This window comes from Serratia sp. PGPR-27, assembly GCF_022678525.1.
GTDB lineage: Bacteria > Pseudomonadota > Gammaproteobacteria > Enterobacterales > Enterobacteriaceae > Serratia > Serratia nematodiphila.
The window spans coordinates 1-23635 of the sequence record NZ_JALBYS010000040.1; the positions used below are offsets into that span (position 1 = coordinate 1).

A 23635-nucleotide genomic window follows, 5' to 3' on the forward strand; every position below is an offset into this window, starting at 1 on the left:
GATCTACACACAGAGGCCATCGTCGGCAGCGTCAGATGTGTATAAGAGACAGCCCGGCAGGTTCGCGTCCTTAACGGCGTTGATCAGCAGCGAGTTCTTCTTTTTGGCGGAGGTGCGCCCGGCGATGTACTGGATCACCCGCACCTTGCCCGCCAGTTTTGCGCTGTTCCACGGCCGGTAGCTGAAATCGCCGTTGCGCAGCAGCAGCTCGCCGCGATCGGCGATGGCGATCGGCGCCACCGGCCGGCCATGCACGAAGTTATGCGCAGATGCCGTCAGCGGCGACAGCAGCAGCGCAAGGGGCAGCAAGCGACGTAACGTCATCATGGCTCCGGGCAACCCGCTTATCTGCCCGCCGCGATGGCCGGCTGGGAAAACGACAGCGGAAAACGCGCCAGCAGCAGCTCCAGGCGCTGGCGGATGTCGATATCCAGGATCGCCGGCCGATCATAGATATCGCCGCCGGCCAGCTTGTCCGCCACCATCACGTCATGCCGGTCGCCCATCAGGCCGTTAATCGCCGCCAGGAAGCGCGAGATCTGTCGGGCCTCGCGGTTGTCGGGATCGATCGATCTCAGCGTGTCGTAGAACGAGACCTGGCGGCTGACGATTTTGCGCACGTCATGGAACTGATGCCCGGTCAGCGACGGGCCGGCGATCAGCGTTTGCAGCTGGCGCATTTGCTCCTGGCGGTAGGCGATAAAGCCCTGTGCGCTTTCCAGCCGGGTGTGGCGCAGCGCATAGCGCACGTAAGACCACACCGGCTTGCTGAGCAGCAGCCGCAGCAGGTTGCCGTAAAGCGTCAGGTTCTTCTGGTTGCCGTTGCGAAACGCGTCCTGAAAATGGCCGAGCACCACGGTGGTGGTGTGGAACAGGCGGTTGGCGCGGTGCGGGGCGCCGTACAGCTGCTGGGCGAAGCGCAGGTGCTTATAGCGGGCGCGGATATATTTGTAGCGCATGCGGGTAGCCGCCGCCAACTGCGGGTCTTGCAGGAAACCGTTCACCAATTGCAGCAGCTCGCGGCGGGAAAAGCCGTCTTCCCAAAACTGCAGGCACAGCGCGTAGTTGTCCCGAATGCTCTCGGGGGAGCATTCCAGATCAATCTGCTGCGGCAGGCTGATATTCGCCTCAACCAGGTCGTCCTCTTCCACCGCGACAAACAGCGCCTGGGTGGTTTCGGCTGAGAACTTTTTCCAATTATTGCTAGCGGTCATTGATTACTCTCTTTGGGCACATTCAGCCCCAACATAAAGCGATTGCGGTAGGCGCCGATCGTCGGTATCAGGGATAACAGAACGTCTAAACATTGCCCAAGTAAATAAGCGAAGGCGGCGCCCTGCACGCCGAAGGCATACGCCATCGACACCAGCAGCGCAATGTAGGCCGCCGAGGCCGTCGCCTGCGCGATCAGGAAGGCGCGCTGTTTGCCCGCCATAAACAGTAAGGATTCCTGCGGGAAGCCCATCATGGAGACGATGATCGCGCCCAGCATGATTTGAATCAGGTCATAGGCTTCCAGGTATTGCTGCCCGAATACCGCGGAAATAAGCGGCTTGCCCACCAGCAACATCAACACCGCAACGGCCAGGCCGATGCCGCCGGCCAGCAGCGAAGAGCGCAGGCCGAGCAGCCACGGGGTCTTGGTGCGCGGATCCAGGCGCATGATCTCGGGATAGAAGCTTTTCTCCAGCAGCTTGGCCGGGGTGCCCGTCGCATCGAAGAAGGTCATGGCGATCTTGAACAGCCCGGCGGCGGCCGGGCCGAGCACCACGCCCACCAGCACGGTGGTGCAGGAGTTGCGGGCGGCCCAGATGGTATGGGCGATGTTGGTGGTCCAGACGAAATTCCAGGCGCCCTCGATGCGGCGCGCGACGTTGAACAGGCGCGGCCTCAGCGCGCCATGGATATCGCGGCGGCGCAGCTCGCGCGCGGTGAACCACCAAAACAGCGTGCCGCCGATCAGGTTAGAGGCGTACCAGGTGACGATAAAGCCGGGGAACCCCAGATCGAAATAATAGGAGATGACGCTGCCCACCGCCTGCAGGAACGGTTTGATCGCCTGCTGGATGGCGATTAAATCGAAGCGGTTGAAGGCGCGGAGCACGCCGGTCGGCGTGGACGAGGTCATCGATGGGATCAGGGTGCAGTACAGCATGGCGAGCCAGAAGCTTTCGCTGTCCAGCCCCAGAGCGTGAGACAAGAACGGCAGCATGATCATGCCGCCCAGCACGGCGATGACGCCGCTGGCGATATCCAGGCCAAAGGAGAAGGCGACGACGTCGCGGAAGCGCCCGGTATTTTGATGTTCCAGCGCCGGAGTGCCGAATTGCACCACAAACTGCCAGGTCTGGAATTTGATGAAATCGCTGACCGCTTTGGTATAGGCCTGAATCACCACCAGCACGCCGAACATTTCAGGCGACATGCCTTTGCCGGCGCAGGAGAGCGCCAGCAGGCCGAGCAGCGCGCTGGCGACGCTGCCGGAGCCCAGGTAGGCGGCATTACGTAAAATGGAACGAAACGCGCCGTCGGAAAACCACCGTTTCATAGCCCAAACCAGCCGTTATCGTTGTTTTGCTGCATTTTGTGTTCCGCAGTCATGCGTTTGCCCTGTATTCGTTTAATAAACCTGAGTTTCTTTACCGGCGTTCTCGCCGGGTTGCCCGAGATCGCTCTGCGGGCGCTTCGCGGGGTTCACCACGGCGGAAATGGCGTTGAGCGCATTGCTCAGCACCTCGTCGTAAGGGGCTCTGGCGTCCAGCTCGATGATGCGTGAACCGTTGTATTGCAGGCGCACCATGGCGGCGATCTTGTCTTTCAGCTCTTCGTAACTGTGATCGGGCTTGCGGGAAAAGGCCGTATCGACGTCGATATCAAGGCGAATGATCAGCTCCGGCCGATTGACGGCCATGCGTTGATATAAACGGCGTTCGCGCGCCGCCAGGCGGCTTAATAGCCACCCTTTTGCGCGTTCCACGCCGATGCCGGGCCCATCGTAGTAAAAACCTGAGATTTCCGCCTGCGGGTAGCGATCGCTGATCACCAGAACGCCGCTCTGCGCCAACCGCCGCACCTTGCGCAGGTTGGATGCGCGCCACAGCGAAAAGCCGTACATGATCAGCGCCGCCCACAGCGCCGGCGGCCTGTTGCTCATGCGCTGAGTTTTGTCGGACTTGGCCGCCAGACGTCGTTCCAGCCACACGCCGATGAACGGCAAACGCTTGATTTTGTCGCCGTCTTCGCCGGAGATCAGCCCCAAATAGCGTCGCTCCGTGGGGCGATGTTGCTGCAGGTTTTTCACCAGGTCGGCGGTCAGCGTGGACTTGCCCGTACCGTCGCTGCCCACCACGGCAATCAGCCCGGTGATGCAGGTGGGAGAGGTATCCTGTTCGGCGGTGAGTTTATTTTTTTTCATCTGTTTCGGTACGGAAAGGTTATTTGTCGGCTAGGCATTGGCGGCCCTCAGCGATATTTTAACGGCGTGCAGCGATGCGTCGAAAATACGGTCGGCCGGTTCGCGGCCGTCTAAATCCAATATGTTAGCGCCGTTAAACGTCAGGTGCGGGATGACGGCGATCTTTTCACGCAACGCCGCCAGCGAGTGATCGGGTTTGCGTGAATAGGCCGTTTGTTCGTCAATATCCAGCCGAATTAATAATAAGGGCTGATAAGACGCCATCCATTGGTACAGGTTTTGTTCGCGCTTTCTCAGCCAGCGGATCCAGCGATTGCCGCCGGCGGTTTTCGCCAGCTGCGGGCCATCGAAACGAAACCCCGCCACTTCGGCTTGCGGATAACGATCGGTGATCAGTAATGCGCCGCTGCGGCTTTTCTTCAGCATGCGACGGAATTTATAAACGCGCCAATAGGAGAGTAAAAATATCACCAGCGCCGTGGCATTATCCGGCGGTGTGGAAGGGCGCTCATGCACGCGTTCCGATTTCTTCAGCAAATAACGCCCGAAGGGCGCGCCAATAATCGGCAGCGAACTGATCCATTCGCCAATACGCCCGGAAGACTGGCCGAGATACAGCAGTTCGGCAGGTTCTTGTGCCGATAAAGCGTTGACCAGGCTGGCGGCTAACGTGGATTTTCCCGAGCCGTCACAGCCGGTTATCGCTATTACGCGCACGGGCGAGCGATCAGATGAAGGTCTTATCTGCTGACTCACAATAATTGATCCAATGCGAAAAAAACTATTGTATTCCAATACGCCTTGGGTTCAAGATATTTATTGTGCTTTGCTGCGATAAAATAATGAGATCGGTATTCCTTTTCGTTATTTGAATTGATATTCATGGCGTTTGTTCTTGTTATTTTGTGCTAATTGTTCGTGCGTGGGCTGGTTTCGCTTTTTATGTTAATTCTCGGCATGGCTCACGGCGAAAAAAGAGCAGAGGTTTTCAATTTTCGCTTAATCTTTTGTGCTTTTTGGCGCTGCGTATGGCAAATTTTTTTTCACGCAGCCACCGCGGCAATGATAAGCGATCGTTCGCTTCAAATATGGCACGCCGTTTCTGGTGTATTGAAAGAGAGTCTTATTATGAGTGCAAAATTTCCGCCGCTGATTGCGGTTATCGGCAGCGACGGATCGGGTAAGTCCACCGTTTGTGAACATCTGATCGAGTATGTGAAACATTATGGCCCGGCGGTGCAGGTGCATCTGGGCAAACAGGCGGGCAATGTCGGGCGCGCGGCGGCGAAATTGCCGCTGCTCGGGCGCTCGGTGGGCAAGGCTATCGAGAGCAATACCAAAAAAGTCAAAACGAAAAAATCCCGGATTGGCCTGTTGCCGTCGGCGGTGATCATCGCTTTCGTGGGGCGGCGGCTGCTGCGTTTTCGCCGCATGCTGGCGTATCGCCGGCAAGGGTTCATCGTGTTGACCGACCGTTTTCCGCAGGCGCAGATCCCTGGCGCTTACGACGGCACGGTTTTTCCCGTCGACGTTGAAGGCAGCCGTTTCGTCCGTTGGCTGGCGGCGCGTGAACGGGCGGCGTTCCAATGGATGGCGGGGCAAAAACCGGATCTGGTGCTCAAGCTGAATGTCAGTCTGGACGTGGCCTGCGCGCGCAAACCCGATCACCGCAAAGCGGCGCTGGAGAAGAAGATCGCCGTCACGCCGCTATTGACGTTCGAAGGCGCCGACATCGTGGATCTCGATGCCGATCGGCCGATCGAGGAGGTGCTTTCGGCGGCGGAAAAAGCCATCGCGGAATTTATGGCGGCGCAGGGGTATCGCTATTCGGCTGATGGGGTATCAACGGCTGCGCACTGAGGTGCGCATCGATTCGGCAGGGCGGCGTGGCCATTTTCGGCACCGCCGCCGCGGCCGAGAAGGAAAGACTTTATTTTTTCAGCGCCGCAAAGGCGCGCACGATGGTGTCGATTTCTTCATCGCTGTGCGCGGCATTGACGCTGCAGCGCAGCAGGGTCACGCCCGCCGGCGCGGCCGGTGGCAGCACCAGGTTCACATAGACGCCGTGGGCGATCAGCTCGCGCCAGAAACGCAACCCTTCTTCCTTTGAACCGATCATCACCGGCACCACCGGGCTGATGCGCGGCCCCAGGGTATAGCCCAGCTCGGCGAGGCCGTGGTACAGGCGGTGCGCATTGCTCCACAGTTTTTCCCGCAGCTCGGGATGGCGGGCGATTTTTTGCAGCGCCGTGCGCACCGAAGCGATGCTGGACGGCGACGGCGAAGCGGTAAAGATATACGGCCGGCTGCTGTAGCGCAGCACATCCATCCCCTTGCCGCCGACGGCGAAGCCGCCGATCGAAGCCAGGCTTTTGCTGAAGGTGCCCAGGATGATATCCACGTCTTGCTCGACGCCCAGCGCTTCGGCCAGGCCGCGGCCGCGCTCGCCCATTACGCCGAAGGAGTGCGCTTCGTCGACCAGCAGATACCCGCCCAATCGCCGCTTGATGTCGACGATTTCCACCAGCGGGGCGACGTCGCCCAGCATGCTGTAGATGCCTTCCACGATAATGATCGCCTCGCGGGCGCGTTCGCCCAGGCGCACCATGCGGCGCTCCAGATCGGCGGCGTCATTGTGGCGGAAGCGAATAATTTCCGCGCCGCCGAGGGCGCAGGCGTCGTAAATGCTCGCGTGGCTGTCCGCGTCGATCAGCACCACGGCACCCGGCCCCGCCAGCGTGCTGATGACGCCCAGGTTGGCGGTATAGCCGGTGGAGAACACGATGGCGCTCGGGCGATCGAAGAATTCCGCCAGCTCCCGTTCCAGCGTCAGGTGCGATCCGTAACTGCCGTTCGCCATGCGCGAGCCGGTGGTGCCGGTGCCGAGCGCGGCCAGAGCCGCCTGGCCGGCGGCGATCGCCTGCGCATCGAACGTCAGGCCAAGGTAATTATTGGTGCCGGCGAGGACAATCTTTTGATCGCCGATGCGCCCCTGGGTGGCGGAATACACTTCGTCGATACAGGTGCCGAACGGATTCAGACCGGACGTTTGAAATTGTTCACGGTCATTGGCGAGCCGCGCAAACTTATCATACAGTCCCATGGTTTTTCTCCAGATAAGGGCGCAGCGCGTCAAGCAGTTGCTCAGGCGTTCTGACATCAAGCAATATATTGATAGGAATGGAGATATCTAATTCATCTTCCAGCATCATCAGCAGATCCAAGACTCTGATGGATTCCAGGCCAAGATCATTGACGAGATCGCTATCAGGTTTTATTTCCACTCCGCCTTCGACGATACCTTGCAAACACGTCAGGATATAATCCATTACAGCATCGCGATTTAGCATAAGAACGTTGACACACCTCTACTTGGAATAATTAAAACAGCCCTTCACGCAGCGCGCGTTCCAAACTCACCTGTGGAAACCAATTAATCTGTTGCGACAGCGCCTGATTACTGGCGGACCAGTCGCGATGCGTTAATTCGCGTATTTTGCTGCGCGTCAGCATCGGCTCTTTTTTTACCAGGCGGTTCCACACCACGCTGATATCCGCCAGGGCTTTCAGCAGCGGCAGCGGAATGCCCACCAGCCGCACCGGCCCGTGACGTACGGCGGCGCCGATGTCCCGCAGGCGCAGCCAGTTATAGCCTTCGGCCACGCCGTCGCACAGTTCGTAAATATTCGGCTGTGCGGGTTCGGTTTGCACCCATTGGCTGACCGCCTTTGCCAAATCGCTCACGTGCAGAAAAGAGAGCCTGGCGTCAGGCGCGCCCAGCCGGGGCAGCACGCCGCGCAGCAGGCCGTTGAACAGCGGTTTCAGCTCTTTATCGCCGGGCCCGTAAACCGCCGTCGGGCGGAAAATCCCCAGCGCGATATCGCCCGTGGTGGCGATGAGTTGCTGCTCGGCGGCCTGTTTTGAATGGGCGTACCAGGACAGCGCCGGATGGCGGGCCGCCAGCGACGACATGAACAAGAAGCGATTGCAGCGGCCGTTCTGTTTGGCCGCCTGCATCAAATTCAGGCTGCCTGTGACGTTGCAGTGGGTGAACACCGCTTCCGCATGCCCGCGCACCTGGCCCGCACAATGCACGACGCACTCCGCGCCGCGCACCAGTTCGGTGAGCGAGGGCCGATCTTCCAGCGCGCCGGGGATCCACTGCAGGTTGTCTGCGGCGGCTTTTCCGGCTTGTCGCGTCAGGGCGCGCACGCTAAACCCTTGCGCCAGCAGTTCCTGGACGATATGCCGGCCGATAAAGCCGGTCGCGCCCGTCACTGCCACGGTGCCGCTCATTGCGCGAAACCGGCCAGCTGCGGCATTTGCGGGTAGAGCGAAGCGCTCAGCCAGCGTTTCTTGGCCTCCGCGCGCGCGGGTTTGCCCGACGACGTGCGGGGAATGCTGTGCGGCGGCAGCAGCTCGATGTCCACCGCGATGCCGAACTCGCTTTGAATGCGCGCGCTCAGCGAATGCACGATTTGTTCACGGCGTTCTTCCGAACTGACTCGACACTGGATCTGCAAAATGATCCTGGCCGCTTCGTCGTGTTCTTCGGTCACGAAGGCAATCGCATCGCCGGAACGGATTTCCGGTTCGGATTCCGCGACGTACTCAATATCCTGCGGCCAGATATTGCGGCCGCGAATAATGATCAAATCCTTCTTGCGGCCGGTGACGTACAGATAGCCGTCCAGCAGATAGCCGAGATCGCCGGTGTCCATCCAGCCGGTCACCTGGATCTGCTGCTGGGACTCATCGTCGCAGAAATAGCCGTTCATCAGGCTGGGGCCGGAAATCGTGATATGGCCGACCTGACGTTCCGGCAGCGGTTGCCCGGTTTCGCTGCGGATCTCGATGCGGTGGCCGGGCAGCGCACGGCCGCAGTTGACGAAGGTCGAGACGGCGCGGGTCTTCTTGCCCGGCGCGACCGCTTTACCCTCGTATTCCAAAATATCGCGGTCGACCTCGTTGGTTTGCGGGCCGGAGCAAGGGTCGGAAAAACTCACCGCCAGGGTGTTCTCGGCCAGGCCATAGCACGGCATGAAGGCTTTACTGTCGAAGTTGATGCTGCTGAAGTGTTCGCCAAACTGGGCGAGCAGCTCGGCCGGGATCGGCTCGGCGCCCACGCCCGCAACCCGCCAGCTGGAAAGATCCAGATCGGCCAGCTCTTTGGCGTTGCTGCGGCGCAGACACAGATCGTAGCCGAACGGCGGGGCGACGGACACCGTGCCGCGATTCTTGGCGATCAGTTTCAGCCACTGCATCGGGCGCATGGCGAAATCTTGCGTGCGCAGGTAGTCGACGGACAGCTGGGTCGCCACCGGCGTAAGCAGGAAACCGACCAGGCCCATATCGTGATAGAAGGGCAGCCACGAAACGCAGCGGTCGCCGGCGCGCAACTTGATCCCGTCGCGACTGATCGCGTTCAGGTTCGCCATGGCCGCCCGCTGGGTAATGATCACGCCGCGCGGAAAGCGGGTGCTGCCCGAGGTGTATTGGAGATAGGCGATATCGTCGGGCGAAGGCGCCGGCAACGCGATTTCCGGTTCTGGCAAGGCGTTAAAGTCCGCGTCGCTGAGGATGTGCATCGCCGACGTGTTTTCCGTGGCCGACGCGATGAGCGGTGTCCACTCTTCGCTGCTGATGATCGCCGCGGGGTTGCAGCTGGCGATCAGCCCTTTCAGTTTGGCGGTGTAGGAGTCGCGCTGGCCAACGCCCATCGGGATCGCCAACGGCACCGCCACCAGGCCGGCATATTGGCAAGCGAAAAAGGCTTCGACGAAGCCCGGGCTGGTTTCGGCGATAAGCGCCACGCGATCGCCTTTCTTGAGCTTCAGGGACAATAAACGCCGCGCGCCCGCGATCGCTTTTTGCTGCAGCGTGCGATAGTCGAGAACGGTCACGAGTTGATTGCGACGGTCGTAAAAATTCATTCCCGTATTACCGAGTGCCGCGTAATCCAACGCGTCCACTAACGTGGGGAAGTCCGCATAGCGCATGGGAAGAGAATGAACGGAACTTGTTTCAGACATAGACAAACTTAGCCATAGATTAAAAATCACCAAAAGAGAGAAATCACTCTTGGCGAGGTAATTGATGTTTTACTATGAATAGGTTTTGAATAAGTTTGTTATTCAACCATCTTCATTCCGCGAACAGCGTATATTGCCGTGCTCGAGCGGCATGCCGGTTATTAACCGGGCAGAGCGTGAGTAGCCTGAGTTATCAGCCTTGAGCGGCACCCTGGCGAGATATGAGAGACTATTGTAATATCCGGACTTCGCCGTTCTTTAGTCTGCATCTGTCGGGCAGGAAATAACTGTCGGCTCATAGGTTATGACCTCATGCATGGCTATCTTGGAACTTAAACACTTCCTAAACAGTATGCCGCAAGAAATTCAAAAGTGAACGATTCATTTAAGGCTAATCTTAAAAATAGCATTAAGTGGTAAAAATGGCGGCGCACCTCCTGATTAAAGTCGGCACACTAAAAGCGGCGAGTTTCTTTTACCATAACAGCACGAAATAATAAAAGAGCACTATTAGCGTAGCCTGGCTGCGCCGCTTTCTGTTTCCTTTTTTTATCAATTATGGACATCACAGGGTGAATGTCAGGCAACACGTTGCTGATTCGCCGGGGGGGGAATATTCGGTTTTTCTTATCAGTGAGCCGGAGGCAATACACAATTCAATAAAAGGCAACAGCATAAAAAATGCTAAAGGCGTTGTCGCGTGCTTATTTAATTATTTTATTAAAACGTAAGGCTATTTATGATCCGTATTGAGAAAGTTCTGGATAAACGCGAACTTAAAGAATTTATTGCTTTCCCCTCGCAACTGTTTCGCGATGATCCGAACTGGATTGAGCCGCTGCATGTAGAGCGCGAAGAGCACCTGTCAAAGAAGAATCCCGGGACCGACCATATTGAATGGCAGGCATGGGTGGCCAAAAAACAGGGCAAAGTGGTTGGGCGCATCACTGCGCAAATCGATTCTCTGCACCGGGAGCTGCATGGTGAGGATACCGGCCATTTCGGCATGATTGACGCCGTTGACGATCCCGCCGTGTTCAGCACCTTATTCACGGTAGCGGAGGAGTGGCTGAGGTCGAAAGGCGCGCGTAAAATCACCGGGCCATTCAGCCTCAATATCAATCAGGAAAGCGGCCTGTTGGTCGAAGGGTTCGATACCCCGCCTTCCGCACTGATGACGCACGCGAAACCTTACTACGCGGCCCAGATAGCGCAGCAGGGCTACAGCGAAGGGATTGATTTGCTTGCCTATTGGATGAAAAGAACCGACCTGCATTTTTCGCCGTCGTTAACCCGGATGATGGAACAGGTGCGTAAAAAGGTGACCGTCCGCCGTCTCAATCGCAAGCGCTTTCGCGAGGAGATGCAGGTGCTGCGCGAGGTGTTCAACTCCGGGTGGCAACATAACTGGGGGTTTGTCCCGTTCACCGAGCACGAGTTCGCCACCATGGGGGATCAGCTGAAGTTCCTGGTGCCCGACGATATGATCCATATCGCCGAGGTGGATGGCGCCCCCTGCGCCTTTATCGTCGGTCTGCCGAACATTAACGAAGCGATTGCCGATCTGCAGGGGCGTTTATTGCCGTTCGGCTGGGCGAAGCTATTGTGGCGCCTGAAAGTCAGCGGCGTGCGCACCGCGCGCGTACCGTTGATGGGCGTACGCCAGGAATATCAATTCAGCCGCATCGGGCCCATTATTGCGCTGCTGCTGATTGAGGCGCTGCGCGAGCCTTTCGCGAAGCGCAATATCGACGCGCTGGAAATGTCGTGGATCCTGGAAACCAATACCGGCATGCGGACGATTTTAGAACGCATCGGCGCGGTGCCGTACAAGCGTTACCGCTTGTACGAGAAAACGCTTTAAGCGGCTGATATCGCGTCCCCTTTTTACGCTCCCAGAATAATAACCGCGCCAGGGCATTTTCGGGCGGTGGCGTTTCAGGAGCAGGGGGACGGCGAGTGAGTGAATGCATCGTTTCCTGAAAGAGAACGGTTAAGGTTTTTAATTAATAAACTCGAGATAAATTCACGCTGCGTGATTTATTTGCGAGTGACTGTCGCAGTTTTGACGAGAGCTGATTGTATGCCTGTGGAAAAGAAAAAAGGAATAAGCCGATTAACCTACAGCATTAGGAATTCCTGGGCCGGGTTTATTGATGCTGTGCTTACCGAAGATGCGTTCCGCCAATTATTGGTTATTAACGCCATTTTACTGGTTGTTACATTTGGTTTAGATATTACAAATATAGAAAGGCTGTTATTAATCACCTGCAGTTTTCTGCTATTGGTGGTTGAGCTGCTTAATACGGCGATTGAAACCGTGGTCGATCGCATTTCGCTGGAATTGCATCCGTTATCCAAACGCGCCAAAGATTTGGGCGGCGCAGCGCAGCTGGTAGCCGTGGTGATGACTATCATTATTTGGGGAATGGTGCTGCTGGGGCGATAGGGGCTTGGGTGGTTCAACCACCCAGTCGGTGAACGTGGCGATATAAGCGGTTATCATCGCTGTTTTGCGTCTTCTGCCATTTTCAGCAAGGAGAGTTGGTCGTTATGCCCGTGAATTTTGATCTCAACGATCTCTATGCGTTTCGCGCGCTGGTGGAGTACGGCAATTTTCGGCTGGCCGCAGAGTCCATCTGCCTGTCGCAGTCGGCGCTGAGCCGCAGGATTGAGAAGCTGGAAAACGCGCTGGGCAGCAAACTGTTCGATCGCACCACCCGGCGCGTGACCTTGACGCTGTACGGGCAGGCCTTTGCCGAGCGTTCGGATCAGCTGCTGATGAACGTCGAAGCGGTGTTGGCCGATATCGACAAGGTCAGCCAGGAGCGTACCGGGCTGGTTACCGTCTCCACGGTGCCCTCGGCGGCCTACTATTTCATGCCCGACGTGATACGCCGTTTCCGGCTGCGTTATCCGCGCGTGCGCGTCAAGCTGATCGACGGCAGCGCAGGTAATGTCATCGAGGCGGTCACCGGCGGCCAGGCCGATTTCGGCATCTGCTTCGCCGGGCGGCTGCAGCCTAATCTTGAATTTGTGCCGTTGGTGGGGGACGTCTATGTGGCTGCCTGCCGGCGCGACCATCCGCTCGCCGCTAAAAAGAGCCTCACCTGGCAAGAGTTCTATCAGCAGGATTACGTCTCGCTGGATAAAACCTCCGGCAATCGCAATCTGCTCGATCAGCGCCTGGAACACCTCGTGCCGGAACGCCCCAGCGTGTGTGAAACTCACCATGTGACGACCATGCTGGGCATGGTTGAGGCGGGCATCGGCATTGCCGCCGTGCCCGCCATGTCGATGCCCGCTTCAGAACATTCGGTGTTGACGTCGGTATCGCTGGTTGATCCGGTGGTGAAACGCACCGTCGGTTTGATCCGGCGCCGCGGCCGCATGCAGTCTTTCGTCGCCGCCGAGCTGGAAAAGCTGATTACTGAACAGTATCACTCTGCCTGACCGGCTGCTGCGCCGTCACGGTTCGCATGCCGGTCGCGCGAATGGTCGGCTGTGCCTGAGAGGAGGCGAGGAAGTTCAGCAGCGCTTTGCCTTCGCGGCGGTGCTCTGCCTTGGCGGTCACCGCGCCCGCGAAGCGGGTGATGTACTGCACATTTTCAGGCAGCTCGCCGATAAAGGTCACGCCCGCCACGGGCAGCAATTCGCTCACCTGCTGGAAGCCCAGCGCGTATTTCCCCTGCGCCACTTCAGAGGCCACCGGAATGCGCTCAACCTTATGCGCTTTCCCTTTCACCTGTTCCTCGATGCCCAGCTTTTTGAACAGTTGGCCGCTGACATAGCGGCCGCTGGCGCTGTCGGAATAGGCGAAAGAGTCAGCCTGCAGCAAGACATTGCGCAGGTCGGCATCCGTTTTTATCACCGGCTTGGGCGCGCCCCGTTTGACCACCATGCCGATCGGCGAATCGGCCAGCTCCACGCGCGAACCCGGCTGGGTCCAGCGCTCTTTTTCCAGTTGGGTTAGCGCGTCGCCCACCATGATCAGCACATCGGCTTGCTCTCCGCGCGCCAGCCGCGCGGGGATCGCCTGCGGCGTTTTGCCCATCGAGGGGCCGGACACCAGAATGATTTTGTCGCCGCTTTGAGCTTCATATTCCGGAGCCAGCTTCTCTAGTGCGGCTTTGAAGCCGCCGGAGATCATGACGGTCACGTCTTTGGCCAGCGCCGCCGTACTGCAGGAGGCGCACACCAGCGCGGCGAGGATCGAACGAGTGAGTTTTTGCATGGCATCATTCCTTTTGAGATGGCGGCTTAGCGCGCGGTTTGCAGCGGCATGGCGATGCGGCGATACATATACAGCGTCGCCAGCAGGGCGCACAGCGCGGCGAAGCTCATCCAGTAGCCCGGTGAAGCCTTGTCGCCGGTATATTCGATCAACGCGGTGGAGACCACCGGCGTAAAGCCGCCGAACACCGCCGTCGCCAGGCTGTAGGCCAGCGAGAACCCGGCCACCCGCACTTCCGTTGGCATGATCTCCGTCAACGCCGGGATCATGGCGCCGTTGTAGAGGCCGTAAATGAAGGACAGCCACAGCAGCACGGCCAGCATCATGCCGAAGCTGGGGGCGGCGGCGAGCAGGCTCAGCGCCGGGTAGGCGGTGGCCAACGTCAGCAACGTCATGGCGACCAGCACCGGTTTGCGGCCGAAACGGTCCGACAGCGCGCCGCCGATGGGCAGCCAGATGAAGTTGGAGATCGCCACCAGCAGGGTGACCAGCAAGCTGTCGGAGGCGCTGAGCAGCAGCACCTTTTTGCCGAAGGTTGGCGCATACACGGTGATCAGGTAAAACGCGGTGGTGGTCATGGCGACCATCAGCATGCCGGCGATCACCACCGGCCAGTTTTTCAGCAGGGTTTTAAACACGTCGCGCATTGCCAGGTGGTGACGGCGAGCGGTAAATTCCTGCGTCTCTTCCAGCTTGCGGCGCAGGAAAAAGATGAAGGGAACGATCAGGCAGCCGAACAGGAAAGGCAGGCGCCAGCCCCATTCGCGAATGGCGCTTTCTTCCAGCGCCGCATTGAGCGCGAAGCCCATGGCCGCCGCCACCATGATAGCCACCTGCTGGCTGCCGGACTGCCAGCTGGTGTAGAAGCCTTTACGGCCCGGCGTGGCGATTTCGGCCAGATAGACGGACACGCCGCCCAGCTCCGCGCCCGCCGAGAAGCCTTGCAACAGACGCCCGCACAGCACCAGCAGCGGCGCCCAAAGCCCGATGCTTTGGTAAGAGGGAATCAGCACGATCAGGAAGGTGCCCGCGGCCATGATCGACAGGGTGACGATCAGCCCTTTGCGGCGGCCGACTTTATCGATGTAAGCGCCCAGCACGATGGCGCCGATCGGGCGCATCAAAAAGCCCGCGCCGAATACCGCGAAGGTCATCATCAGCGAGGCGAACTCGCTGCTGGCCGGGAAAAAGGTGTGTGCGATGTAGGTAGCGTAAAAGCCGAACAGGAAAAAATCGAACTGCTCTAAAAAGTTGCCGGAGGTGACGCGCAGTATCGCGCCGGATCTGGCCCGGATGGTCATGGGTGAGGTAGAGGAATGCATCGTTATCTCCAGTTTGTTATTGGCGCCTGACGCCGCGCCTGTTGCTGAAGACTCGCTCAGGAAAATAAAGTAAATAAGCGCAATAAACGCATGGCGCGATGCGTTTAGCGCATCAATCGGCGTTAACAATGTTGCCTAACCCGATGTAACGTGGCGTTAACAAGTTTGTCGCTCATCGCCCGCAGCGCAGAACGCCGAAAACGTTATGCGCTTTTTGTGACAGGGTTCATAAAGGGGCGGCGGGGAAGCGCCCCGTGCCTCTGAACGATTATTCGATACCGCGCGTAAAAAGGTGAATGCCGCGCACTGCGTTTGCAAAATGCGTGGATGTACGTTCAGCCTTGCAGTAACAACGCATGCCTTTGCATGCCATCCCAGTGCCTCTCTGCTATAGCTTTACATCTATATAGCTATTGATCTATATTTTAGGGGCCCGTGTGGGAAATTAAAACAACGGATGCATTTGATCATTGGTTCAGATCACTCAGCGATGCCGACCGGGCCTGCGTGCTTGCTGCATTGATGGTCCTGCGGGAAAAAGGGCCCGGCTTGCCCAGACCCTATGCCGATACGGTTAAAGGCTCGCGTTACAGCAACATGAAAGAGCTGCGTATTCAGAGCCGTGGCGAACCGTTGCGGGCATTCTTCGCCTTCGATCCGTACCGCGTCGGCATGGTGCTTTGCGCGGGCAATAAAGCGGGCGATGAAAAACGTTTTTACGATCGAATGCTGCAGATTGCCGATCGGGAATTCACGAATTGGCTGAACACACTAAAAGAGAAGGAGTGACGCGATGGGCAGAACGCTGGAACAGCTTATTGCGGAGGAAAAGCCCGAGGTCGTGGCCGAAGCGCAGGCAATGGCGACGGACATTATGCTGAACATCCATCTTGCCGAGCTGCGCGAGAAGGTGCAGAAAACCCAGGTTGAAATGGCGCAGGCGCTGGGTATCAGGCAACCGACCGTCGCCGTGATGGAAAAACCGGGCCGCGATCTGAAACTGTCTTCGCTCAAACGCTATGTTGAGGCGGCGGGCGGCAAACTGCGCCTGGATGTCGAACTGCCGGACGGTTCGCACTACGAATTTGTGCTGTAAGCGCTAACGGCAGAAAAGCACAAAGCCCGCTCAGGTCTTCCTGAGCGGGCTTTTCTCAACCAGAGTTTCTCTGACAGGAGACGATACCTGTGCCTGTCGGAGTGGATTCAGGCGGCAGCACGCTATTTGGGCTTCTGCGCGTCGTTAAACCTAAGCACATCGATAAGCAAAGAAAAGGCCGATCCTGGGTGCTTGCGGTGTGGGTAGTAAAGATGATACCCCGGTAAGTCCGGGGTGAACTTGTCCAGCACGCGGACGAGTTTTTTCTCGTCAAGGGCGTTCTGCACCTGATCGCAAGGCAGGTAGGCCAGGCCGTGCCCGTCGAGAGCGGCGTCCAGGATCAGGTCGATGGTGTTTAACAACAGTTGGCCTTGCATGCGAACCCGAACTTCACGTCCGCCGCGCATGAGCCGCCAACGGTTGGCGGTGCCCGATGTAGGAAGATAGAGGTTAATCGCCTGATGATCGACCAGTTGCGCCACCGAGGTCGGGGTGCCTCGCCGGGCAAGATAATCCGGCGCGCCAACGATCGCCATCGGAATATCAGGCCCAATCCGCACGGCAATCATATCCTTATCCATCTCTCCCCCCAGACGGACGCCGGCATCGAAACGTTCTGCGACCACATCGCTAAGACCATAATCGATGATGAGCTGCACGTTAATTTCTGGGTGAGATTTCAGCAGCATGCGCATGGCGGGCAGCAAAAGGGTTTTAGCGGCATGCTCCACCGTGGTGATGCGTATGGTGCCGGAAGGGCGGTTGCGCAGCTCGCCCAGTGAAGTCATGACGGAATCCAGGTCTTGCAGCATGGGACCCAGGGTCGACAAGAGCTGCTCCCCGGCCTCGGTGGGCACTACGCTGCGCGTGGTGCGCGTCAGCAGACGAAACCCCAGCCGTTCTTCGATGCGGCGGACGATCTGGCTTAACGCCGACTGCGCCATGCCCAGGCGGGCCGCGGCCCGGGTGAAGCTGCGCTCCTCGGCGACCACCACAAATGCCACCAAATCGGCTATCTCATCACGTTTCATCTCTGTTTTCCGTTCGGCTGATTAATCATTTAAGTGATAGGTCTAATCATTATTTTGGGTCTAATCATCTTAATGTTCAATGTCTATAGTGAGAATCAGAAACGATGCAGTTAACCGACCACCCTGATGAGGAACCGGATGATGAACCAGAAAATCAGCTTCACGAATAGCAATAACCCAACCATCGATCTTTCCGCAGTGCTCTACTTCCCGCCGGCCTTCGACGCGGGCCGTCAGTATCCGGCCATCGTCGTTTCTCACCCGGGGGGCGGCGTGAAAGAGCAAACCGCCGGCACCTATGCCGCAAAACTGGCGGAGCAGGGGTTCGTGACCGTGGCTTACGATGCCTCTTATCAGGGGGAAAGCGGCGGCGAACCCCGTCAGTTGGAAAACCCTTATATCCGCACCGAAGACGTCAGCGCGGTGATTGATTACCTGACCACGCTGCCTTATGTCGACAACGAGCGCATTGGCGCGATGGGCATTTGCGCCGGTGCGGGCTATACCGCCAACGCCGCGATCCAGGATCGCCGCATCAAGGCCATCGGCACCGTCAGCGCCGTCAATATCGGCTCGATGTTCCGCAACGGGTGGGAAAACAATGTGAAGTCCATTGATGCGTTGCCGTACGTTGAGGCGGGCTCCAACGCCCGCACCAGCGATATCAGCAGCGGTGAACATGCCACCATGCCGCTGGCGCCGATGAAAGAATCCGATGCGCCGAACGAAGAGCTGCGCCAGGCCTGGGAGTATTACCACACCCCGCGCGCGCAATATCCGACGGCGCCCGGCTATGCGACGCTGCGCAGCCTCAACCAGATCATTACCTACGACGCCTACCATATGGCCGAAGTGTATCTGACCCAGCCGATGCAGATCGTGGCGGGCAGTGTGGCGGGCAGTAAATGGATGAGTGACGATTTATACGACCGCGCCGCGAGCAGCGACAAGCGTTACCACATCGTCGAAGGCGCGAATCATATGGAATTGTATGACGGTAAAGCCTATGTCGCCGAAGCCGTTTCCGTCCTGGTGCCGTTCTTTGAGGAGACGCTGTAATGAAAAATATCCGCATCCAAAACGCCGATATGGCCTGGCACATCGCCGCCCACATTCAGCTGCCGCCGGGGTTCGATGAATCCAAGCGCTACCCGACGGTGGTCAGCGTCCATCCTTTCGGCAGCTGCAAGGAACAAACCTCCGGCAATGTTTACGGTAAGGCGTTGGCGGAGCAGGGGTACGTCGTTATCGCCTATGACGCCAGTTTTCAGGGGGAGTCGGGCGGGGCGCCGCGCTGGATAGAAGATCCGACCCAGCGGGTGGAAGACATCAGCCGCGTCATCGACTATGCCGTCACCTTGCCGTATGTCGATGCGGAGCGTATCGGCGTGCTGGGCATTTGCGGCGGCGGCGGTTATGCCGTCAATGCCACGCTGACAGAGAAACGCATCAAAGCCGTGGTGAGCATCACCGGCGTTAATATTGGGCGACTCTTCCGCGAAGGCTTCAGCGGCTACGATCCGCTGGGTGCGCTGAATGCGATGGCTGCGCAGCGCACCCGGGAAGCGCGGGGCGGAGAGCTTCAGGTCAACGAACTGCTGCCTGCCAGTCCTCAAGAGGCAACGGCCCATGGGCTCACCGAACGCGACATTTTCGAAGCGACAGACTATTACAAGACCGCACGCGGTCAACAGCCGGGTGGCGCGACGCGCATGTTGTTCTCGCATGCGCAAAAAACGCTGGCCTGGGATGCCTTCGCCTTTACCGAGGTGCTGCTGACTCAGCCGGTGATGGTGGTGGTGGGCGAGAAAGTCGGTGCCTTCGGCGCCTATCGCGATGGCATGGAAGTCTATGGGCGCGCAACGGCTTCAGCGCATCGCGAGCTGGTCTCGTTAGCGGACTTTTCACATTACGAGCTGTATGACAAACCGGAAGCCGTTCGCGCAGCGATGGACAAGGTGCTGCCGTTTTTGGCCGCGCACCTGGGTGAATAACCGATGGAGAACACCATGAAGAATGTATTGATCCTTGGCGCCGGCGGCCAAATCGCCCGCCATGTTATCGACAGATTGGCGGATGAACAGTCGCTTGTGCAAACGTTGTTCGCTCGCCAGCCGGAAAAAATCCGGTCGCGCCCGGCCAACGGCCGGATCCTTATCGGCGATGTGTTGAATCCGTCCGCATTAGAACAAGCGATGCAGGGTCAGGATCTGGTGTATGCCAACCTGACGGGAGAGGATCTGGATGTGCAGGCTGAGGCGGTGATTGCCGCCATGCAGGCCAGCGGCGTCAAACGCCTGATCTTCGTTCTTTCGCTGGGGATTTATGATGAGGTCCCGGGAAAATTCGGTGAATGGAACAATGCGATCATCGGTGAGCCCCTCAAGCCATTTCGTCGGGCGGCTGACGCGATTGAAGCCTCCGGGCTGGACTACACCATTCTGCGCCCGGCCTGGTTAACGGATGAAGACCTGGTTGACTATGAGCTTACCGCCCGCGATGCGCCGTTCAAAGGAACCATCGTATCGCGCAAGAGCGTCGCCGCTTTAGTTGCCGACATCATCGAGCAACCGAAAAAACATCTGGGTGAGAACATCGGCGTCAACCAGCCGGGCACTGACGGTGACAAGCCGTATTTTATGTAAACACCCGCCATAAAATTTTTCTATAGAGGCAGGACGATGGAGATGAACAGTCTCAGCGGCAAAGTCGCTGTTATCACCGGGGCTTCAAGCGGTATTGGTGAAGCTGCCGCCCGCCGATTGGTTGCGGAAGGCGTTTCGGTCGTGCTGGTAGCAAGACGCAAAGAGCGAATCGAAAGTCTGGCTGCCGAACTGGGCGGGGCCGCCGTCGCCTTTGACGCTGACGTTGCTGATTTAGCTCAGGTCCGGTCACTTTTTAATGAGGTGAAGAGCCGTTTCGGCGGTGTGGATCTGCTTTTCAACAACGCGGGCATGGGGATTTTCGGTCGGTTCGAGGAGAGCTCACCCGAGGGCTGGCAGGAGCAGATCAACGCGAATATGTATGGCGTGTTGAACTGTTCCTACGAAGCTATCCCTCTGATGAAAAATCGCCCCGGCGCAATGATCTCCACGGTATCCAGCGTCGGGGGGAAAAGCAGCGCGCCTAACTGGGCCGTGTATTGCGCCACCAAATTTGCAGTTAGGGGATTCTGTGACGGTTTGCGGCAGGAGCTGGCTGAAGAAGGGATACGCGTGTCATTGATTCATCCGGGGGCGGTACATACGGAATGGGGACACAATGTTTCTGCGGACATGATGCGCGAACGTCGTGATGCCATTCAGGCTCTCATGCCGGATGATGTGGCTCGTGCATTGGTCTATTCATTTGCTCAACCGCCCGGCGTATTACTCGATGACATCGTGATACGCCCTAGTTTGCAATTGACGCTTTAGTGCCTCGACACCGCGTACTGCAATGAGGCAGTACGAGTTTTTAAACCGATTAAGGTGAACAGATATGAATCGCATTTGGTTTGTCACCGGCGCCGCGCGCGGCATGGGCGCCCATATTGTCAGGGCTGCGTTGCAACAGGGAGACTGTGTGGTCGCAACGGGGCGGGATAGGGAAAAATTGCGCCGGACATTCAGCGATGTTGCAGCGGAAAAGATTGAGCTGCTGGAGCTTGATGTTCGTGATGAACATCAGGCGCTGGCGGCTGCAGATGCGGCCGTGAGCCGTTTTGGCCGCATTGATGTATTAGTGAATAATGCCGGGTTCTGTCTGTTGGGGCGTTTTGAAGAAGCGACAGCCGAACAGATAGAGCAGCAATTTTCAACCAACGTTTTCGGCATGGCCAATGTATTGCGCGCGGTGCTGCCGGTGATGCGGCGCCAGCGGAGCGGGCGCATTATCAACACCTCTTCCATCGCCGGCGTAAAAGCCGTCGCGAACGCCACATTTTATTCCGCGTCGAAGTTTGCCGTGGAAGGTATGACCCTGGCATTGGCCGATGAGGTCGCGCCCCTTGGAATTACCGTCACCGCCGTTGAGCCCGGCTTTTTCCGCACCGAATTTCTCAATGACAGTTCTGCCCGGTACGGGGAAAGAAGCATTGCCGATTATGCCGCTTTTGGCAGCGCGCGCGAGCTACTGGCATCCGCCGATGGTCAGCAACAGGGCGATCCTGCCAAACTTGCGCAGGTGATTTGCCGGTTGGTGGAAATGGACACGCCTCCGCGCCAGCTATTAATCGGTAATGATGCTATCGATTTCGTCATGCCGACGTTGCAGTCCCGCATTGAAGAAACGTGGGAGTTTGAGGCGCTCAGCAAGACGACCGATTTTGATTAATGGCATCAAGGCGCTTACCTATGTATGGAACCCTCATCGGTTTGACGGTCGTTTTGCTGGCCATTTTGGGCGTATTGGCCTCTGTCACGCTGATTGAAAATCGACAAGCCGCCCAGTTGGCCAAGATAGAGCCCCATGCGCATTCAGGAGAAAACGCATCGCGTACCGCCGTCGTTTATTTTTCTCGTTCAGGGAATACGGCGCTGGCCGCTCGCCATATCGCTCACCGCCTGGATGCACAGCTCTTCAGGCTTGATGCGCCGAACTATGCCCCTGGCTTGCCGGGGCTGGCGTATGCGCTGAAAGACGCCACTTTGCTGAAAGAGCGGCAGGATGCGTTGCCCGAGATAACGCCGGCCAAGATTGACTTGACGCCGTTTGACACCCTCTGGTTGGGCTCGCCGATCTGGCTATACAGCCCGGCGCCGCCGATTTGGGCTTTTATCGAGAACAGCGATTTCAGCGGTAAACGGGTCATCCTGTTTAATACCCACAACAGCCACTTTTCGGACGAGCATATCGCGCGTTTTAAAGCCCAGGTGCTTGCACGGGGAGCCGTCACTTTCGAGCATCGCACGGTGCTGCGAGGGCGAATGACGCAGCAAATCACACCGGAACAGATGCTGCAATTTATCGATGATCGCTGGCTGGGAACCCCGCTGGCGAAGTGATTTTTTATGATTTTTTATTTTAGATCAAAATGTTAAATGCTGAGAGAGTTATGAAAGATCCATTAATGCAGCCATTTTTATTTAAAAACGGTCTTGAGATGCGTAATCGCATCGTGATGGCCCCAATGACCACCTGGTCAGCCAATGATGATGAAACTATTTCAGATGCGGAGTTAGCCTATTATCGGGCACGCGCGACCGGTGTTGGGTTGGTGCTGACAGGCTGTTCCCATGTACAGCGAAATGGCATCGGGTTTACTCATGAGTTCGCGGCCTATGACGATCGCTTTATTCCGAGCCTGAAACGGCTGGCGGATGCCGCTAAAAGCGGCGGCGCGCCGGCGATCCTGCAACTCTTTCACGCGGGAAATAAAGCCGTTCCGGCCTTGATCCCCGATGGCGAGCTCGTTAGCGCCAGTGCGCTAGCCGCACCGGCAGGCCCGTTTAACGATGGCAAAAAAGCCGGCCGCGCGTTAAGCCATGATGAAATTCTGACTGTGATCCGCGATTTTGGCGAAGCCACTCGCCGCGCGATTGAGGCGGGGTTCGATGGCGTGGAATTGCATGGCGCGCATGGTTTCCTGCTCCAAAACTTTTTCTCCCCGTATTTCAATCAGCGCACGGATGAATGGGGCGGTTCGCTAGAGAATCGCATGCGTTTCCCCTTGGAAGTGGCGCGCGAAGTTCGGCGAGTTATCGAACGCCATGCTACGCAGCCTTTCTTATTGGGGTATCGGTTGTCTCCGGAAGAATCCGGCGAAAAGGGACTGCGTATAGATGATTCTCTGGCGTTGGCGAACCAATTGACGGAAGAGGCGCTTATCGATTATTTGCACATCTCGCTGCACCATGTACTGACGGACACCCCTCGGGATGACGATGATGAAAAGGGTACGCTGGCAAGGTTCATTGAGCAGAATAACGGCCGTTTACCGATACTGGCCGCCGGAAAAATCACGTCGTCGGACGTGGCACGGCAAGCGCTGGATGCCGGATTGTCCATGGTCGCTTTGGGACGCGCGATGGTTATGAATCCCCAATGGGTGGAGAGAGTACAATCAGGTCATGAAGGAAGCATGAACGTCAAACTCAATTTGTCGCAAGATCCGGATGAATTACAGATCCCACATAAACTGTGGCAAGCGATTCAAAATACCCCAGGCTGGTTCCCGAGCTGAACCGCCATTGTCATGTTGTCCCTGGGGCGGTGATGATGTGCTGACATGCACCGTAAACCCTATTGAAACACCGGTTAGCGATCCAGGTAACCGGTCGTCATTCCTGGATGAATGAACCCTCTCTTGCAGCGAGTTATAACCCGAAAAGCAAAAAGCCCGCTTAAGTTGCCTTAAGCGGGCTTTTCTAAATATGGCTCCTCTGACTGGACTCGAACCAGTGACATACGGATTAACAGTCCGCCGTTCTACCGACTGAACTACAGAGGAATCGTGTGAACGGGGCGAATAATAGCGGGGTGCCTGGGGTTTGTCAAAGCGCTAAACTGCAAAAAAAGCGCGTTT

General features: G+C 57.6%; 24 protein-coding genes, 1 tRNA gene and 1 pseudogene. 13 read left to right on the forward strand and 13 right to left on the reverse strand.

Features of this window, described 5'->3' with window-relative positions; translation table 11 throughout:
* Positions 1 to 54 precede the first annotated feature (54 nt).
* The 5 genes and pseudogenes from MMS95_RS19360 to MMS95_RS19380 all read right to left on the reverse strand — a co-directional run.
* Positions 55 to 324, reverse strand: a pseudogene (locus MMS95_RS19360) (YtfJ family protein); the annotation flags it as partial.
* Positions 325 to 344: 20 nt separating this feature from the next.
* A complete protein-coding gene (locus MMS95_RS19365) occupies positions 345 to 1214 on the reverse strand; it encodes a hypothetical protein (protein ID WP_088381771.1) in 870 nt (289 codons plus the stop codon).
* Positions 1211 to 2548: a lipopolysaccharide biosynthesis protein gene (locus tag MMS95_RS19370; protein WP_004935553.1), complete on the reverse strand. Its 1338-nt coding sequence runs from the start codon at positions 2546 to 2548 to the stop codon at positions 1211 to 1213. Before MMS95_RS19370 ends, MMS95_RS19365 begins: the two co-directional genes overlap by 4 nt.
* A 72-nt stretch (positions 2549 to 2620) precedes the next feature.
* Positions 2621 to 3415 (reverse strand): hypothetical protein, encoded by a 795-nt coding sequence (locus tag MMS95_RS19375; protein ID WP_075686268.1) that lies wholly within the window; start codon positions 3413 to 3415, stop codon positions 2621 to 2623.
* Between the two features lie 30 nt (positions 3416 to 3445).
* A complete protein-coding gene (locus MMS95_RS19380) occupies positions 3446 to 4171 on the reverse strand; it encodes a lipoprotein (RefSeq protein ID WP_033645744.1) in 726 nt (241 codons plus the stop codon).
* A 372-nt stretch (positions 4172 to 4543) separates the two neighbouring features.
* Between MMS95_RS19380 and MMS95_RS19385 the strand changes: the two genes are divergently transcribed.
* Positions 4544 to 5275, forward strand: a complete 732-nt coding sequence (locus MMS95_RS19385; protein ID WP_015378484.1) for an ATP-binding protein — start codon at positions 4544 to 4546, stop codon at positions 5273 to 5275.
* Between the two features lie 70 nt (positions 5276 to 5345).
* On the opposite strand, the gene MMS95_RS19390 is transcribed toward MMS95_RS19385, so the two are convergent.
* Genes MMS95_RS19390 through MMS95_RS19405 form a run of 4 tightly spaced genes read right to left on the reverse strand, consistent with a single transcriptional unit; the run spans position 5346 to position 9447 of the window.
* Positions 5346 to 6518, reverse strand: a complete 1173-nt coding sequence (locus tag MMS95_RS19390; protein WP_075686270.1) for an aminotransferase class I/II-fold pyridoxal phosphate-dependent enzyme — start codon at positions 6516 to 6518, stop codon at positions 5346 to 5348.
* On the reverse strand, positions 6505 to 6765 hold the full coding sequence (locus MMS95_RS19395) for an acyl carrier protein (protein ID WP_015378483.1): 261 nt from the start codon (positions 6763 to 6765) through the stop codon (positions 6505 to 6507). The genes MMS95_RS19390 and MMS95_RS19395 overlap by 14 nt, the downstream gene beginning before the upstream one ends.
* Positions 6766 to 6796: 31 nt before the next feature.
* Entirely contained in the window at positions 6797 to 7711 is a 915-nt protein-coding gene (locus tag MMS95_RS19400) for an NAD-dependent epimerase/dehydratase family protein (RefSeq protein ID WP_277951874.1), read from the reverse strand.
* The gene (locus tag MMS95_RS19405; RefSeq protein WP_033645743.1) at positions 7708 to 9447 is read right to left on the reverse strand and encodes a fatty acyl-AMP ligase; all 1740 of its coding nucleotides are present in this window, start codon (positions 9445 to 9447) and stop codon (positions 7708 to 7710) included. Before MMS95_RS19405 ends, MMS95_RS19400 begins: the two co-directional genes overlap by 4 nt.
* A gap of 739 nt (positions 9448 to 10186) precedes the next feature.
* Between MMS95_RS19405 and MMS95_RS19410 the strand changes: the two genes are divergently transcribed.
* From MMS95_RS19410 to MMS95_RS19420, 3 genes are all read left to right on the forward strand, one after another.
* Positions 10187 to 11311, forward strand: coding sequence for a hypothetical protein (locus MMS95_RS19410; protein WP_015378481.1), 1125 nt, complete (start codon positions 10187 to 10189; stop codon positions 11309 to 11311).
* Between the two features lie 219 nt (positions 11312 to 11530).
* Positions 11531 to 11896, forward strand: coding sequence for a diacylglycerol kinase (locus MMS95_RS19415; protein WP_004935528.1), 366 nt, complete (start codon positions 11531 to 11533; stop codon positions 11894 to 11896).
* Positions 11897 to 12000: 104 nt separating this feature from the next.
* Positions 12001 to 12900, forward strand: coding sequence for a LysR family transcriptional regulator (locus tag MMS95_RS19420; protein ID WP_242142102.1), 900 nt, complete (start codon positions 12001 to 12003; stop codon positions 12898 to 12900).
* Here MMS95_RS19420 and MMS95_RS19425 read toward each other — a convergent pair.
* Together MMS95_RS19425 and MMS95_RS19430 are read right to left on the reverse strand one after the other, a co-directional pair.
* Positions 12875 to 13681, reverse strand: a complete 807-nt coding sequence (locus MMS95_RS19425; protein WP_242142104.1) for a substrate-binding domain-containing protein — start codon at positions 13679 to 13681, stop codon at positions 12875 to 12877. The two genes, MMS95_RS19420 and MMS95_RS19425, sit on opposite strands and share 26 nt — an antisense overlap.
* A gap of 26 nt (positions 13682 to 13707) precedes the next feature.
* The gene (locus MMS95_RS19430) at positions 13708 to 15003 is read right to left on the reverse strand and encodes an MFS transporter (RefSeq protein WP_004935508.1); all 1296 of its coding nucleotides are present in this window, start codon (positions 15001 to 15003) and stop codon (positions 13708 to 13710) included.
* A 435-nt stretch (positions 15004 to 15438) separates the two neighbouring features.
* On the opposite strand from MMS95_RS19430, the gene MMS95_RS19435 reads away from it, so the two are divergent.
* Together MMS95_RS19435 and MMS95_RS19440 are read left to right on the forward strand one after the other, a co-directional pair.
* A complete protein-coding gene (locus MMS95_RS19435; protein WP_015378478.1) occupies positions 15439 to 15792 on the forward strand; it encodes a type II toxin-antitoxin system RelE/ParE family toxin in 354 nt (117 codons plus the stop codon).
* 4 nt (positions 15793 to 15796) lie between these two features.
* The gene (locus tag MMS95_RS19440) at positions 15797 to 16099 is read left to right on the forward strand and encodes an XRE family transcriptional regulator (RefSeq protein ID WP_004935502.1); all 303 of its coding nucleotides are present in this window, start codon (positions 15797 to 15799) and stop codon (positions 16097 to 16099) included.
* Positions 16100 to 16221: 122 nt separating this feature from the next.
* Here MMS95_RS19440 and MMS95_RS19445 read toward each other — a convergent pair whose 3' ends face one another.
* Positions 16222 to 17130 (reverse strand): LysR family transcriptional regulator, encoded by a 909-nt coding sequence (locus tag MMS95_RS19445; protein ID WP_088381767.1) that lies wholly within the window; start codon positions 17128 to 17130, stop codon positions 16222 to 16224.
* A gap of 138 nt (positions 17131 to 17268) precedes the next feature.
* On the opposite strand from MMS95_RS19445, the gene MMS95_RS19450 reads away from it, so the two are divergent.
* The 7 genes from MMS95_RS19450 to MMS95_RS19480 all read left to right on the forward strand — a co-directional run bounded on the left by MMS95_RS19450 (position 17269) and on the right by MMS95_RS19480 (position 23293).
* Positions 17269 to 18189: an alpha/beta hydrolase gene (locus MMS95_RS19450; protein WP_076740653.1), complete on the forward strand. Its 921-nt coding sequence runs from the start codon at positions 17269 to 17271 to the stop codon at positions 18187 to 18189.
* On the forward strand, positions 18189 to 19124 hold the full coding sequence (locus MMS95_RS19455; RefSeq protein WP_049187877.1) for an alpha/beta hydrolase: 936 nt from the start codon (positions 18189 to 18191) through the stop codon (positions 19122 to 19124). Before MMS95_RS19450 ends, MMS95_RS19455 begins: the two co-directional genes overlap by 1 nt.
* 15 nt (positions 19125 to 19139) lie before the next feature.
* The gene (locus tag MMS95_RS19460) at positions 19140 to 19775 is read left to right on the forward strand and encodes an SDR family oxidoreductase (protein ID WP_015378474.1); all 636 of its coding nucleotides are present in this window, start codon (positions 19140 to 19142) and stop codon (positions 19773 to 19775) included.
* A gap of 42 nt (positions 19776 to 19817) precedes the next feature.
* Positions 19818 to 20546 carry an SDR family oxidoreductase gene (locus MMS95_RS19465; RefSeq protein WP_242142105.1) on the forward strand — a complete coding sequence of 243 codons (729 nt, stop codon included), beginning with the start codon at positions 19818 to 19820 and terminating at the stop codon, positions 20544 to 20546.
* Positions 20547 to 20610: 64 nt separating this feature from the next.
* Entirely contained in the window at positions 20611 to 21444 is an 834-nt protein-coding gene (locus MMS95_RS19470; RefSeq protein ID WP_075686396.1) for an SDR family NAD(P)-dependent oxidoreductase, read from the forward strand.
* Between the two features lie 20 nt (positions 21445 to 21464).
* On the forward strand, positions 21465 to 22115 hold the full coding sequence (locus MMS95_RS19475; RefSeq protein WP_015378471.1) for a flavodoxin: 651 nt from the start codon (positions 21465 to 21467) through the stop codon (positions 22113 to 22115).
* A 65-nt stretch (positions 22116 to 22180) separates the two neighbouring features.
* Positions 22181 to 23293, forward strand: coding sequence for an NADH-dependent flavin oxidoreductase (locus MMS95_RS19480; RefSeq protein ID WP_004935474.1), 1113 nt, complete (start codon positions 22181 to 22183; stop codon positions 23291 to 23293).
* A 191-nt stretch (positions 23294 to 23484) separates the two neighbouring features.
* Here MMS95_RS19480 and MMS95_RS19485 read toward each other — a convergent pair.
* A tRNA-Asn gene (locus tag MMS95_RS19485) sits at positions 23485 to 23560 on the reverse strand.
* Between the last annotated feature and the right edge of the window lie 75 nt (positions 23561 to 23635).